Raw genomic sequence first — 13,115 nt, 5'->3', positions numbered from 1 at the left:
TCTTGCACTTTATTCTCGCTCGCGCGCTCGAAACCTTTCGCGACGCAATATGCACTCGATTATTCAGCAAGCCCTAATTAGTGTTTTAACTACTAATTACTGACTCCTAACTGCTGAATTCACGCAAACAGGACTTACGCCGAACCTAATTAATTATTTACGGCTCCATGCACACCGCACCTTAGCGCTATAATTCGCGCGTTAAACCACTTTTTGCGTAAGTCTTGCTAAAAATAGATACAAGCCCCGTAATTACGTCATGAAAATAAAAAATTAGACTTTAGTTCAACCTCCCACTCAAGGCTGGGGAGTTAATCTAAAATCTAAAATCTAAAATCTAAAATCGAATGACTATTGATATTGACCGCTGATTTCGTAAACGATCGCGCCCAAAGACGCTAAGCTAGCTAAAATTAGCATTCCTGCCGGCATGAATTTTTGAGTTTTAACAAGGCGCACAATAAATACTATTACTAAAACAGCGGAGATGGCTGCTGCTAATGTTAAACCCCAACTTTGTCCCATGAGTTGTGCGGTGCCGGCAAAAATTAGCAGCGAACCGCTAATCAAGCCCGAAATGAGCGAAGCTTGGCTTTTGGCCTTGATATAACCCATGATGCCGCCAACCAGTGTTAAAATGCCGTAGCCGATCGCCGCTGCTGTACCTAAATTCATTTTTAATCCTCCCGATTTCACTCTTTGCATCTAAATTTATACAGCGTGGCCTGCAATTAGTGTCACGAATTGTTAGAAAATTTATTAAAGCCAGTCAGGATATGTAACTGTTATACAATTGCCATTATGTCAGCCCTAACTTCTGCTGCGATCGCCCAAATCCGTTACCTCCAGCGCCAAGCGGCATCCCTGCTGCTGTATCAATCAGTTCTCAAAAGCCCCGCAGGTCAAGCTTTTCTCGATTTGCTGCAAGCCCTTCACCACAGCGAAGTCAGCGGTTTGGAATGTCAGGTAGCTTACGGGAACTGGTTCAAAGTTCAGGCTGCTAAAAATTTAAGCTGGAAAGATTCTCTGATTTCCGAAATTCTCAAAGACGAAAACCCCTTTTCACGCCGAGCACAGCAAACAGATTTTGCAAGTTTGCCCCCCGCTTTGGTGGAGGCCGCCCGACATGATTTACAAGTGCTGCAAAATATTTACGAATGCAGCAGCGAACAGTTGAGCAAGTGGGTGCGGGTAGCGGGTCAACTTGACGCAGTGCCTCCGATTTGGCATTCAGAAACTGTAGCAGAACAGGGAGATTTGCCGCTGCACGGGAAACTAGAAAAATGGTCGAGCGCGGCGGAATCTTTGGCAGTTTATTACCGACAGTTTGGCACGGGTTTGTTTGCCGAATATCGCGCTTTTAGGTGGCGGGGAGGGGAGTTGGCAAATATTTCGCATCCCGATGGCATAACTTTAAAAGAGTTGGTTTGCTGCGATTGGCAGCGGGATGCTCTGGTGAAAAATACGGAGTTTTTGTTGGCAGGTTATCCGGCTTTGCACGTCTTGCTGTACGGGAGCCGCGGTTCGGGCAAGTCTTCTTTGGTGAAGTCGCTATTAAATGAATTTGGAGCTCGCAATCTGCGTTTGATTGAAGTATCTAAATCGGATTTGCAAGATTTGCCGCTAATTGTCGAGCAGTTGCGGGGAGTTCCTCAAAAGTTTATTATTTTTGTGGATGACCTTTCCTTTGAGGAAGATGACGATGCTTTTAAAGCTCTGAAAGTTGTCTTGGAGGGGAATGTTACTGCTCGCTCTCAAAATGTGGTAGTTTACGCTACATCTAACCGCAGGCATTTAATTCGAGAGTTTTTTGACGACAGGCCTCGCCCCCGCGACGGAGATGAAGTTCACGCTTGGGATACTGTGCAGGAAAAACTTTCCTTTAGCGATCGATTTGGCTTGACTTTAACTTTTGAGCCGGCGGATCAAAACACTTATTTAACAATTGTCCGACATCTGGCAGAACTTGCTGGAATCAAACTCGCTCCCGAGGATTTGGATCACCGAGCTAAAGAATGGGCAACTCGCCGCAATGGGCGATCGGGCAGGACTGCGCGGCAGTTTGTTGATTTCCTGAAAGCAGATTTAGCCGTTTTTCACAAGTAGATCGTCTGCGCTGCGAGGGCGGGTTTTACCTGAAATATGGGAAGGGAATTCATGAGCTGAATACACCCGCCATTGCAGCGCCAAAGGGTGAAAGAAAAATTCTTAAGTTTTTCATAATTTTATTGATAATAAATAACTAACACAATTTGATATAATTATCAAAATCCCCAAAGAAACCTCCAGAGCCAGAACCCATCCTGACTCCATAAATCGACCACTAAATAATGAGGAAAATATCATGGGTTTATTTGATAAAGTATCGCAGACTCGTCAAGAAACGGACGTAACGTTAGGGCCGGCAGAAGCATTTGCGGCGATCGCGCTAATTGCCGTAGCAGCCGACGGTTACATCAATGACAGCGAAAGTAAAGCGATTAGCATGACGCTATCTCGGATGCAACTGTTCCGCAGTTATCCGGATGACGTGATGAGAAAAATGCTCGATCGCCTGCTGATGATTCTGCAACGGCAAGGAGTTGAGGTACTGTTTAATGCTGCTTTGGCAACGCTTCCCGACGAACTTAAAGAAACTGTTTTTGCTGTCACAACTGATATCGCTTTAGCAGATGGCGAGGTTTCAGAAGAAGAAGAACAACTTTTGAACGATCTTTACAGTGCATTGGGGCTTTCCGAAGATATTGCCCTCAAGATTATAGACGTGATGTTGATTAAGAACAAAGGTTAAGAAAGAACGGGGAGGAGTGAGGAGGGCGAATTTTACAATATAAAAAATTAGCGCCTACTTACTTAGCTGACAACTTCTCCAAAAGTGCGGCTTTACCGATATGATGGTTGGTAAAATTGCGATCGAATTTGCGATCGCCGTTACTACCTCAAATGCCTTTCACTTACACCCGCACTGTTCGCTTTCAAGATACCGATGCTGCTGGAGTCGTTTACTTTGCTAACGTTTTGGCGATGTGCCACGAAGCTTACGAGGCATCTCTAGCAGCATCGGGAATCAATCTCAAAGCATTTTTCAGCAATCCCCAGGTTGCCTTTCCCATAATTCATGCTAGTGTAGATTTTTATCGCCCAATGTTTGCGGGCGATCGGCTGATGATTCAATTGATGCCGAAACAAGTTACTGGCGATGAATTTGAAATTGCCTATCAAGTATTTTCGGGGGAAGTTGCAGGAAGAAGCGCTGCTAAAGCTCTTACTAAGCACGTCTGCATTGATGCAGTTAGCCGAGATCGAAAACAGCTATCAGAAGACTTGATGCAGTGGATGAGGAAATTTGAGATTGAGATTTCAAATTAGTTCTATCTTTAAATAATAGCAGGGTATGACAGTCAAATTTCTGTTTTGTTGATATTATTTCTGACTTTTTGATATTATGTCAAATCGCAATTATGCCATTGTGGGGACGGGAGCTTTAGGCGGATTCTACGGTGCTAGACTGCAACAAGCAGGTTTAGAAGTCAATTTTTTGCTACGCAGCGATTACGATCAGGTCAGAAAACACGGTTTGATTGTCGAGTCTCCCGAAGGCGACTTCACCCTCCCCCACGTCCGCGCCTACCACAACACGCATAAAATGCCTAAGTGCGACGTAGTAATTGTAGCGCTGAAAACAACTCAAAATCACTTTTTGCCCCAAATTTTGCCTCCTTTATTAAAGGATAACGGGACGGTTTTAGTATTGCAAAACGGATTGAATGTCGAACCGGAAGTAGCTAAAATTGTTGGTGCAGAACGAGTGGTTGGCGGGCTGTGTTTTCTCTGCTCTTATAAAGTTGGGCCCGGTCACATCTGCCACCTAGATTACGGCACTATCACGCTGGGAGAATATGCCCAAGACTACAAAGCAATTGGTATTACTGATAGATTGCACCAAATTGCTAAGGATTTTAAACGTGCTCATATTCCTATTAAAATGAGCGAAGATTTGCTATTCTCAAGGTGGAAAAAGCTGGTTTGGAATATTCCTTATAACGGGCTGTCTGTAGTGTTGGATGCGAGAACAGATGAACTGATGGCTAATCCCGATACTCTGATTTTAGTCAAGGAAATGATGCGGGAAGTGATAGCGGGCGCCAAAAGTTGCGATCGCATTATTCCCGATGACTTTATCCCACAGATGCTCGAATACACTCAGAAAATGAAGCCTTACCGCACGAGCATGAAAATCGATTATGATGAATCGCGGCCCCTGGAAGTTGAGGCGATTTTTGGTAATCCGATACGGGTGGCGCAGCAAGCAGGTATTAAGTTGCCCCAAATAGAGGTAGTTTACCGAATGTTGAAGTTTGTGGATGTTCAAAGACAAGAAGCAGAGAAGACGAGAAGGCTGTTAGGTTTGTCGTAATTAGTCAGTTGACTGTTGACTGTTGACTGTTGACTGTTGACTGTTGACTGTTGTCAGGAGGCGGAAATAAGCATGAGAAATTCTGCCTTCTGCATTGATTGCGATCGCCTAATAATTATTGATATTTGAGCGCAATTTCTTGCAATTTTTCTCGATTGACTTTGCCTTGAGAATTGCGCGGCAATTGTTCGACGATTACCCAATATTTCGGTCGCTTAAACTTGCTCAACTTATCTTCTAGTGCCGCTTGCAGATTTTTGACAGTAACTTCGGAATTAGCGGGAACGTAGATAGCCGTAACGACTTGACCCCAATCTTTGTCTGGCAAGCCAATTACAGCAATATCCGCAACTAAATTAGTCGATCGCACAACGGCTTCAACTTCCGCCGGGAATACATTTTCTCCGCCTGTGATAATTTTGTCGCTGCTGCGTCCGACGATATTTAAGTAGTTATTTTTATCAAAAAATCCCAAATCGTCTAATTGAAAATATTCGCTATCGCCAAAATTTTTAGGATAATAACCCAACGCCAAAGATTTAGCATTTACCACAATATTTCCGATTTGATTATCGCACAAAATATCGCCCTTGGCACTGCGAATAGTTATTTTAGCGTGCGGTAAAATTTTACCGGAACTGTTATTGCCAGCGAGAAAATCCTGGGGTTTTAGTGTAGCAATTTGCGAGGCAGTTTCGGTCATGCCATAACTGGGCGCTAATTTGATTTGATAGTTTCTAGCTGTTTCTAAAAGTTCCGGCCACGCGGGAGCACCGCCCAAAAGTACGGCCCGAAACCGTCCCAGCCAATTAGCTGTATCTGGATTTTGCAGCAGCCGTTGCAGTTGAGTTGGAACTAAAGAAATGAAAAATTCTTCTGGTTCTATGTCGCTTTTTTTACCACTTTCTAATTCTTTAAATGGCTGAATAGCGAGTTTTCCTCCGGTAGTAAAGGAACGCATGAATTGCATTAAACCGCTGACATGATATAAGGGCAAAACGCAAAATGAGTTGATTTGGTCAACTTGAAAATATTGTTGAAAACCTTGTACTGATGCTGTTAGCGTTTCCCAAGTATGGATGGCAAAACGAATTTTTCCCGACGAACCGCCGGTGGGAATCATGATCGTATCAAAACCGCTTTTACCCGACGAATGGAATTCGCGGCTATACAAACGAAGTCCGCCTTCGCGGACTGGGATATGGGGATTTTTGGGAAGCGGATATTGTCCTAAAAATATGTCTGGTTGGACTAAATCAAAGACTTGTTCCCATTCGGGTTTTACCCAGTTGGGATTGCAGAGAAAAATGGGGCCTTTGGCGGCGCGGGCGGCGGTGAAACTGGCAAGAAATTGCACGGGTTCTGGTTCGGCGAGGCAAATTTTTGGGGGTGTTTTTTGTGCGGAATTTTGGGTGATTTCAAGAAATACCCGATCGACAATTCGGGCAAATTCGCGACTGTCACAACCGATAAGCCAGTTATCGGGCAAGCCAGACTTGATATCCAGAATATTTACTGTGAGATTTGTTGCCATAGATGCTTTCACCAAGTTTTTGGATTCAAAACAATTACCTAACCCGCTTGATTTAGTCGTGGGAGTCATCTAAAATCTAAAATCTAAAATCTAAAATCTAAAATCGAATGATTGTCATCGAACCAGCAATCGGTGCCGAAGCCGAGTGCTCTCTTATTTAAAGACAATTGTGTTGCTAAGTTTAATGCTGCTTGTTTGCCGATTTCTGTTTCAAATACTGATGAGAAAACAGCGTCTATATTGTGAGTTTGACAAAATTTTCGCAGTTGGGATGGAGAACCGCATATCGCAGGTTTAATGACGAAAATACCCCGCCAACCTTGGCTGTAGCACTCTTGAATGCGATCGAGGTTGGCTGCAGATTCATCAAGGGCGATCCGAGTTGCATAAATAGCATTTAATTCTACCATTTCCTGAAACTGTGTTACGGGCAGCGGCTGTTCCAAAAATTCAATGTCTGCAGAAACGTCACTTGCTTTTACCTTGTCGCAAGCTTGCAGCCATGTTTTAGCCTCCGAGTAACTGAGTCCCCCGTTGGCATCTAACCGCAAAAATGCCGATTCTCGATCGCACAAATTGTGCATTGCTTGGATTAGCTGCTGAAAAATCTTTAATTCTTCCTTAATTGCAGCAACACCAATTTTCCATTTAAACGTGCGATATCCCTCCAACCAAAGAACTTGCAAAGCCTGCAAAGCTGTTTCACCTGCTGGCAATAAACCGCTGAACCGATTTTGCATTTTCTCCCCATTTTGGGAAAGGTAAGTTAAATTTTCGCTTTTCTCCCCCCCTTGGCAAGGGGGGGCTGGGGGGGGTGAATTTTGCTCGTTTGATAGTGCTGACTCAAATCCAAATTGACAAGCAGGCAATTCAGCAGAAATAGAGAAAATCGTCTCTTCTGAAATATTAGTCGCCAGCGATTTACAAAAATCTAAAGCTTGCTCAAAAGTTTCGGAACCAAACCAACTCAAAGGCGCAATCTCTCCCCAACCAATTTGATTATTTTCGCCCACAAGTCGCAGGATAATTCCCGATCGAATATCCCAAATGCCGTGACTTGTTTGCAGTGGACGCTTAAATTTTCGCTGATAAGTGCGAAACTCGAATTGATAAAGCATTGGTTTTTTAATTAATCCTACAATTGTCTCACAAGTGCGACAAACTTATCAATATTTTCAAAATGAATATTGTGACCAGCTTTTGGTACAATTTCCAGAAGGGCGGCCGGACACAATTGGGCAATTTCGGTATTTATGGTTGTAAATTTATCATCATATTCTCCCGCTAGCAAGAGGATGGGAATTTGATTTGGTGCCAGTTTTCCCCAGAGAGAGGGCTGGTTGCCGGTTCCCATATTGCGGAGTGATTTGGCTAATTCTAAGGGATTGTTTGCTAAGCGGGTTTCTATGAGTTTGTCGAAGTAGGGAGAGTTTTTTAAAGATTTGAATAAAGGGCGATCGTACCAGTTGAATAAAAAATCTTTAATGTTGCTATTTTCCAGCTTTTGTGCTAGCTGTGAATCGGCTTCCCGGCGGTGCGATCGCTCTTTTTCTGTTTTCAATCCTGGCGAAGCTGACTCTAACACTACTTTCTCGAATCTTTCTGGAAAATGTAATGTCATGTAAAGTGCCAATCGCCCGCCCATTGAATAGCCCAACAACAAACATTTGTCTATTTGTAAATCATCTAATAACTCGATTAATGCTTGGGCAGTATTTGACATAGTGTAGCAACTTTCGTCGCCGTTGACTTGGGTTTTTCCGTGACCGGGAAGGTCAACTGCTAAGCAGCAATAACTGTTAGAAAGTAAGGGAATGACGCTGCTAAAGTCTTGACTGCTGCCCGTGAATCCATGCAAAAATAAAAGTGTCGGCTGATTCTTGTTGCCAGTTAAGGAATAGTGAAAGTGATAATTATTAAAGTTGTCCATATACAATTATAGGATTCAATGTGAGGTACGGATTGCTGAATTAAAGAAGATTTTGAGAAGTCGCCCAACTCTGCCAACTCCACCAACTCCATCAACTTAGCAAACCATACCTCCAATTTACGGGAATTCTCGATCGCCCGATCTACAAAGCAAACCCCAACGCCAGCAGCAATCCGCTCGAAAAATGCAGCGTAACTGCGATAAACTTAGAGTTGCTGACGTTTGCCGGTTGGTCGTGATAGTCTGTGACATGGTGGCAAAGGTCGATCGCAAATGGCAAACTCCCAAAAATCAACAGCGTCCAAATTGGGAACATTCCCAAAGCCACAAATACCACAGTCAAAACATAAATGCTGCCGCACAACCACTGCAACAACTGGGCACCTTTTTTCGTACCGAGTCGAACAATTGGGGATTTTTTACCCGCCGCCAAATCGTCCTCAACTTGGTGAAAATGGGAACAAAATAAAATGATACTGGTTGTAATTCCCACGATTGCCGAAGCCGCTAAATTAGTTGCAGACCAAGTTTGAGTTTGACTGTAATAAGCAGCGGCCAAGGCTAGCGGCCCGAAGGTGAAAAAGCAAATAATTTCTCCCAAACCCTGATAGCCAAGACGAAACGGAGGCCCTTGATAAGTGTAGCCGAGAGCACAGCACAAAACTACCAGCAAAATTACTGTTGGGTCTTTTTGCCACCAGCTTATGGCGCAGATTCCCGACACTCCAACTGCTAAAAACAGATTGGCTAGCCCGAAAATTAAAGTTTTATTTCCGGTTAAGTTAACTAGAGAATGCGCTTTGTTTTTATCGATGCCTGTTTCTGAGTCAAATACATCATTGCTGAGATTCAGCCATGCTATAATCAAAATGGCTGACATTAAAAATGTCGAAAAAATTGACGAATTAATCGTTTGAGTTTCGGCAAAAGCAATTGCAGTTCCTACTGAAATAGGAATCACCGCAACGCTGTACATGGGCGGCTTGATTGCCGCCAGCCACAATTTACTATTTGAACGTTCAATTAACTTTGTTGTCATTACACAAACTTGATTCAATTGATAGCAGCGTAGTAATTTTACAATTTTATTGGTGAAGAAACTCTACTCTGTATCGGGTTGAGTGGGCGGGGGGCATCCGTTGAGACGCTTTGCGGGCGATCGCACGCCCGGTAATGCCCGTCTGCAAACCTCTGCGGGGTCGATCGCATGAGAGCCGAGATTGAGTCGCTCAATCTTAAAGTTTTATGTCTAAATGTTTCGAGCGATCGCGCGTTGGCGAAGCCCTGGAAGAGGATCGTCTGTTTTTTGCCCCCAGCGAGCCCAAACTTTCCGGGAAACTCGAAAGGTCATGTTTTGCGATCGCCCTCCCGTGCTTAGATCGAAATAGGGGTTCTAGCGGGACAAAACCGCACTCTTTCTGACAAATCTGCTATTCTCGCTTTCATGACAGTAATACCGCACCGCGCTAATCTTTTACAAGACCGCAATCAACTGCATCAGTTTCTGTTAGATTGCCAGCAGTCTTTAACGGAAAAAGATCAAACAAAGATAGTTAGTATTTCTCAGGAGATTGCCCCCGTCGATCCGCTAGTTGTACTTCAAGAGATTTCCGAACCTTGCCAGCGACACTTTTACTTTGAAAAAAGAGACCCGATTGCAGGCAACAGTTTTGCGATCGCCGCCCTAGATTCGGCCATCCATCTAACAGTAGCCGGAAGCGATCGATTTGCCCTAGCTCAAAATTTTATTCAATCTTGTCTTGCCCGAACAATTACCATCGGTACAGAACGCTTGCCTTTCAGCGGGCCGCACTTTTTTTGTAGCTTTGCTTTTTTTGATGAGAATGTCGCCACCAATTCTTACTTCCCCCCAGGCACCGTATTTTTACCAAAATGGCAGATTACTCGCCTGAAAGATAGCTGCACAATTGTTGCCAATGCTATCATAAATCGCGACATAAATATTAAGATTATTACGGATAATATTTGGCAAAGTTTTGATAAAATTGCGTCTCGCCCTTACCCAAAAATAACTTCTCTTAGAAACAGTTCGATACTTTTAAAACAAATTCCTGTGAATGATGCCACTCAATTCAAAACATCTGTCAAGTCCGCTTTAGAATTTATCAAGTCTCAATATTTCAGTAAAATTGTTTTATCCCAAGCCATAAATGTCATTTCCCAAACCCCTTTTAGTTTAATAGACTCTTTAAATAACTTGCGCCTTACTTATCCCGGTTGCTACGTATTTTCCACCAGTAACGGCCAAGGTCAAAATTTTATCGGTGCCAGTCCAGAACGCTTAATCAGCATTCACAAAAATGAGTTAGTAACAGATGCCTTAGCAGGTTCCGCACCGAGGGGGAAAAATGAAGCGGAAGATGCGAATTTAGGCAAAGGTTTACTCAACAGCGAAAAGGATATTCGAGAACATCGAGTTGTAATTGATTTTATAGTCGATCGCCTGTCGAGTCTCGGTATCAATCCCGAATTTTCCCCGGTTCCCAGGCTGCTGCAACTGTCAAACATTCAGCATTTGTGGACACCCATAAGGGCTAGAATTCCCCGTGATATTCATTTATTAAAGATTTTATCCCAACTGCATCCAACGCCAGCGGTGGCGGGCGTACCGAGAGATATTGCCCTACAGCAAATTCGCGGCTGCGAAAGCTGCGATCGCTCTTTGTACGCAGCACCCCTCGGCTGGATCGATCGCACCGGCAACGGCGAATTTGCCGTCGGCATTCGATCGGCTTTAATCGATGGCGATCGGGCTATACTTTATGCTGGTGCTGGTATTGTGGCGGGATCGGAACCCGAAAAAGAACTAGCAGAAATTCAGCTCAAATTGCAGGCACTTTTAAATGCTTTAGTTTAATTCAGCTAATTTGCAGAATGTAGAGTTGTCTGGCTAATTGATTGAGTCTGTGTTAATGTTTAATCTTCACCTCCTCAAAATGTTCTACTATGGGAAAAGGATCGTAAAAATGGTGAAGCATTCTTTTCCACTCTTGATATTGAGCGGAATTCCTAAATCTAATGGTATGAGCTTCTAAATTTTCCCATCTCACCAATAATAGATATTTTCCTTGAACTTCTGTGCAGCGATGAAGTTCGTGAGATAAATATCCATCTCTAGACGCTATCAGACTGGAGGCTTCTCTAAAAGCTATCTCAAAATCACCCTCAAAGCCAGATTTGACATTAAGCACAACCGCCTCAAGAATCATAAAAATGTATCCTGACAATTATTTGAGTATAATATCCTAGCACAATACAGAGTTGAGCTACTCAGGTTTAGCAATGCCAATAGATTTTCGCAACACAAATACCGTCTGGGCTTCCGTATTAGCAGAAACTTTGCAGCGGTTGGGATTAACTACCGCCGTGATTTGTCCCGGTTCGCGATCGGCACCGCTAACAATAGCCTTTGCTCAAAACAAAAAAATAGAAACTATTCCCATACTCGACGAACGTTCAGGCAGCTTTTTTGCATTAGGAATTGCCAAAAAATCCGGTTTACCAACCGCACTAATTTGCACATCGGGAACCGCCGCAGCCAACTTTTATCCTGCTATCATAGAAGCCAGAGAAAGTCGAATTCCGCTGCTAATATTCACCGCCGATCGACCTCCCGAACTGCGGGACTGTCACGCCGGACAAGCGATCGACCAAGTGAAAATATACGGCAATTATCCGAACTGGCAAGCCGAATTAGCGATACCTTCTGCGTCCAGAGGAATGCTAGACTATCTGCGGCAGACGATCGTGTATGCTTGGGAGCGATCGCAATTTCAAACACCGGGCCCCGTCCACCTCAACATCCCCTTTCGCGACCCGCTTGTACCCGTTCCAGACATAGCCGTAGAAGCTTTAGAAACAGAATTTAATCCCGAAGATTTCTTTGCAGGATTAGAACCCATTTTCGCAGGAGAAAGCTCTACCCCCCCCAGCCCCCCCTTGTTAAGGGGGGGAGAAGAAAGTACCATGCAACAGTGGCAAAAGTGCAGCAAAGGGATTATTATTGCAGGCGTTGCACAGCCTCAATTTGCCGAAAAATACTGTAGTGCGATCGCCCAAATTTCCAAATCCTTAAACTGGCCAGTTTTAGCAGAAGGACTATCCCCAGTCAGAAACTACGCCCAACTCAATCCTTATCTAATTTCCACCTACGATTTAATCCTGCGAAACCGCGAACTAGCAGATAAATTAACCCCAGAAATCGCCATTCAAATCGGAGACTTACCCACAAGCAAAGAACTGCGAAACTGGCTAGCCAAAACCAAACCAAAACGCTACATAATCGACCCCAGCCACCACAACTTCGATCCGCTACACGGCAAAACAATTCACCTGCGAACCTCCCCAGAAAATCTCGCAACTAATCTCGCAACTATATTAACTCTTGTCCCCCCCCTTATTAAGGGGGGGTTAGGGGGGGATCGAGCCCCTGCTACGACTAATATCTCCCATCAAATCCCCCCCCTGACCAATGGGGAATCAACTCTTGTCCCCCCCCTTAGCAAGGGGGGGTTAGGGGGGGTTCTAACCTCGCCATCAAAATCAAACGAATACCTCCAACTTTGGCGCAACACCGAAATCCAAGTCAGACAAACAATAGACCAAAAAATATCAGCAATTAACAACATAATCGAGCCCAAAGTTTCCTGGCTGCTTTCCCAAATTTTGCCGCCTGGAACACCGATATTTATTGCCAACAGTATGCCCGTCCGAGATGTCGAGTTTTTCTGGCAGCCAAACAACTTAGAAATAAAAACTTTTGTCAATCGCGGCGCTAACGGCATAGACGGCACATTATCAACAGCATTGGGAGTTGCTCACCGCAATCAAAGCAGCATCATGCTAACAGGCGATTTAACACTTTTGCACGATACGAACGGTTTTTTAATTAAAAATAAATTTTTCGGTCATTTGACAATCATATTAATTAATAACAACGGTGGCGGAATTTTTGAAATGTTGCCCGTTGCCAAATTTGACCCGCCCTTTGAAGAGTTTTTTGCGACGCCGCAGCAGATAAATTTTGCTCAGTTGTGTGCAACTTACGGCGTGGAACACGAGATAATAGACGATTGGGAACAGTTCAAACAAAAATTAAGTTTTTTGCCAAATAGCGGGATTCGCGTCTTAGAATTGCAAACAGACAGGCGCGCCGATGCTAAATGGCGGCAAGATAATCTAAGTAAATTTGCCAAAGATTTGTAAATTTGTAG

Annotated in this window: 12 protein-coding genes; 6 read left to right on the top strand and 6 right to left on the bottom strand. The window is 43.9% G+C overall.

The features are described from left to right. Positions 1-351: 351 nt before the first annotated feature. Positions 352-675: a TMEM14 family protein gene (locus QUB14_RS19655; protein ID WP_190735279.1), complete on the bottom strand. Its 324-nt coding sequence runs from the start codon at positions 673-675 to the stop codon at positions 352-354. A 126-nt stretch (positions 676-801) separates the two neighbouring features. Here QUB14_RS19655 and QUB14_RS19650 point away from each other — a divergent pair, with 126 nt between their 5' ends. From QUB14_RS19650 to QUB14_RS19635, 4 genes are all read left to right on the top strand, one after another. Further along, the gene (locus tag QUB14_RS19650) at positions 802-2,106 is read left to right on the top strand and encodes an ATP-binding protein (protein WP_333218665.1); all 1,305 of its coding nucleotides are present in this window, start codon (positions 802-804) and stop codon (positions 2,104-2,106) included. A gap of 238 nt (positions 2,107-2,344) precedes the next feature. After that, entirely contained in the window at positions 2,345-2,791 is a 447-nt protein-coding gene (locus QUB14_RS19645; RefSeq protein ID WP_190739853.1) for a tellurite resistance TerB family protein, read from the top strand. 152 nt (positions 2,792-2,943) lie between these two features. Next, positions 2,944-3,369 carry a thioesterase family protein gene (locus QUB14_RS19640; RefSeq protein ID WP_333218668.1) on the top strand — a complete coding sequence of 142 codons (426 nt, stop codon included), beginning with the start codon at positions 2,944-2,946 and terminating at the stop codon, positions 3,367-3,369. Between the two features lie 76 nt (positions 3,370-3,445). Continuing rightward, positions 3,446-4,417, top strand: a complete 972-nt coding sequence (locus QUB14_RS19635; RefSeq protein ID WP_333218664.1) for a putative 2-dehydropantoate 2-reductase — start codon at positions 3,446-3,448, stop codon at positions 4,415-4,417. A gap of 115 nt (positions 4,418-4,532) precedes the next feature. Here the strand turns inward: QUB14_RS19635 and QUB14_RS19630 are convergent, their stop codons facing one another. From QUB14_RS19630 to menA, 4 genes are all read right to left on the bottom strand, one after another. Further along, a complete protein-coding gene (locus QUB14_RS19630; protein ID WP_333218663.1) occupies positions 4,533-5,951 on the bottom strand; it encodes a 2-succinylbenzoate--CoA ligase in 1,419 nt (472 codons plus the stop codon). 83 nt (positions 5,952-6,034) lie between these two features. Then, a complete protein-coding gene (locus QUB14_RS19625) occupies positions 6,035-7,069 on the bottom strand; it encodes an o-succinylbenzoate synthase (RefSeq protein WP_333218662.1) in 1,035 nt (344 codons plus the stop codon). A gap of 17 nt (positions 7,070-7,086) precedes the next feature. Next, positions 7,087-7,881, bottom strand: coding sequence for a 2-succinyl-6-hydroxy-2,4-cyclohexadiene-1-carboxylate synthase (menH, locus tag QUB14_RS19620; RefSeq protein WP_333218661.1), 795 nt, complete (start codon positions 7,879-7,881; stop codon positions 7,087-7,089). A gap of 142 nt (positions 7,882-8,023) precedes the next feature. Then, the gene (menA, locus tag QUB14_RS19615) at positions 8,024-8,920 is read right to left on the bottom strand and encodes a 2-carboxy-1,4-naphthoquinone phytyltransferase (protein ID WP_333218660.1); all 897 of its coding nucleotides are present in this window, start codon (positions 8,918-8,920) and stop codon (positions 8,024-8,026) included. Positions 8,921-9,325: 405 nt separating this feature from the next. Here menA and QUB14_RS19610 point away from each other — a divergent pair, with 405 nt between their 5' ends. Beyond that, the gene (locus QUB14_RS19610; RefSeq protein WP_333218659.1) at positions 9,326-10,759 is read left to right on the top strand and encodes an isochorismate synthase; all 1,434 of its coding nucleotides are present in this window, start codon (positions 9,326-9,328) and stop codon (positions 10,757-10,759) included. A gap of 52 nt (positions 10,760-10,811) precedes the next feature. On the opposite strand, the gene QUB14_RS19605 is transcribed toward QUB14_RS19610, so the two are convergent. Next, entirely contained in the window at positions 10,812-11,111 is a 300-nt protein-coding gene (locus QUB14_RS19605) for an antibiotic biosynthesis monooxygenase (RefSeq protein ID WP_333218658.1), read from the bottom strand. Between the two features lie 73 nt (positions 11,112-11,184). On the opposite strand from QUB14_RS19605, the gene menD reads away from it, so the two are divergent. Further along, positions 11,185-13,107: a 2-succinyl-5-enolpyruvyl-6-hydroxy-3-cyclohexene-1-carboxylic-acid synthase gene (gene menD / locus QUB14_RS19600; protein WP_333218657.1), complete on the top strand. Its 1,923-nt coding sequence runs from the start codon at positions 11,185-11,187 to the stop codon at positions 13,105-13,107. Positions 13,108-13,115: the final 8 nt, after the last annotated feature.

The sequence above is a fragment of the Microcoleus sp. B3-D2 genome (assembly GCF_036705345.1).
In the GTDB taxonomy this organism is placed as follows: domain Bacteria; phylum Cyanobacteriota; class Cyanobacteriia; order Cyanobacteriales; family Microcoleaceae; genus Microcoleus.
Note: the sequence above shows the minus strand (reverse complement) of the source record. Positions and strands in the feature narration are given on the sequence as shown.